This is a genomic window from Thorsellia kenyensis (assembly GCF_042432445.1).
GTDB lineage: Bacteria > Pseudomonadota > Gammaproteobacteria > Enterobacterales > Thorselliaceae > Thorsellia > Thorsellia kenyensis.
Window position 1 is genome coordinate 1 of the sequence record NZ_JBHLXE010000060.1, and the last position, 1,104, is coordinate 1,104.

The following is a 1,104-nucleotide window of genomic DNA, read 5'->3' on the forward strand; positions in this document are numbered from 1 at the left end:
TTTAAGCCATCGGTGTCTGGGTTGTACCCTTCGATGTTCAAGTTTTCGATTGAACCTGGTGGTGTGATATCCACTAACACAGGATAGGTCGATGCTGGACTGTTATTACCAGCGTCATCACGTTGGTTAACGCTTAAATCCCCTGACGTATTGTCAGTTAATTTGCCTTCAGGAATTTGCAATTCAAACTCTGCATTGCCATCCTCGTCCGTTGGACCATAGCTCAGTGGGTACTCGCCCTCTTTAGGATCGGTACTGAACACTAACTCTTCACCATTTGGTAAGGTCACCACAACATCTTGACCCGCTTCGCCTTTACCCGTGATGGTTGGAGTGGTCGTATTTAAGCCATCTGTGTCTGGGTTGTACCCTTCGATGTTCAAGTTTTCGATTGAGCCTGGTGCTGTGGTATCCACTAACACAGGATAGGTCAATGCTGGACTGTTATTACCAGCGTCATCACGTTGTTTAACGCTTAAATCCCCTGACGTATTGTCAGTTAATTTGCCTTCTGGAATTTGCAATTCAAACTCGGCATTGCCATTTTCGTCCGTTGGACCATAGGTTAATGGGTACTCGTCACCTTTAGGATCGGTACTGAACACTAACTCTTCACCATTTGGTAAGGTCACCACAACATCTTGACCCGCTTCGCCTTTACCCGTGATGGTTGGCGTCGTCGTATTTAAGCCATCGGTGTCTGGGTTGTACCCTTCGATGTTCAAGTTTTCGATTGAACCTGGTGGTGTGGTATCCACCAACACAGGATAGGTCGATGCTGGACTGTTATTACCAGCGTCATCACGTTGGTTAACGCTTAAATCCCCTGACGTATTGTCAGTTAATTTGCCTTCAGGAATTTGCAATTCAAACTCTGCATTGCCATCCTCGTCCGTTGGACCATAGCTCAGTGGGTACTCGCCCTCTTTAGGATCGGTACTGAACACTAACTCTTCACCATTTGGTAAGGTCACCACAACATCTTGACCCGCTTCGCCTTTACCTGTGATGGTTGGAGTGGTCGTATTCAAGCCATCAGTGTCTGGGTTGTACCCTTCGATGTTCAAGTTTTCGATTGAACCTGGTGCTGTGGTATCCACTAAC

General features: G+C 46.7%; 1 protein-coding gene. It reads right to left on the reverse strand.

Annotated elements, in window-relative coordinates; genetic code table 11:
• The coding region (locus ACFFIT_RS05635; RefSeq protein WP_385876677.1) for an Ig-like domain-containing protein at positions 1-1,104 on the reverse strand (1,104 nt) is incomplete at both ends.